We start from the raw sequence: 330 nt of genomic DNA on the forward strand, positions 1-330 counted from the left end.
CGCCGACATCAATGAGCATCAGTTTGGCGAAGCCATTGCGCATGGAACACCGTTCCGGCGCGCTGTCGAGGAAGGTCTTCTGGACTGCAAGCGTGTGGTTCAGATAGGGCTAAGAGGGTCCGGTTACGCCGCCGAAGATTTCGACTGGCCGCGTGGGCAGGGATTCCGTGTCGTCACGGCGGAAGACTGCTGGCATAAGTCGCTTACTCCGCTGATGGCCGAAGTCCGACAGCAGATGGGCGACGGCCCTGTCTACGTGAGCTACGATATCGATAGCCTCGATCCCGGAATCGCCCCTGGCACGGGGACGCCGGAGATCGGTGGGCTCAC

1 protein-coding gene is annotated in these 330 nt (G+C 61.5%); it reads left to right on the forward strand.

What is annotated here, in order from left to right:
* A partial coding sequence (locus tag EN862_RS35325; RefSeq protein WP_193771643.1) for an arginase family protein occupies window positions 1-330 on the forward strand: 330 nt, incomplete at both ends.

This window comes from Mesorhizobium sp. M2E.F.Ca.ET.219.01.1.1, from assembly GCF_004016445.2.
Classification (GTDB): domain Bacteria; phylum Pseudomonadota; class Alphaproteobacteria; order Rhizobiales; family Rhizobiaceae; genus Mesorhizobium.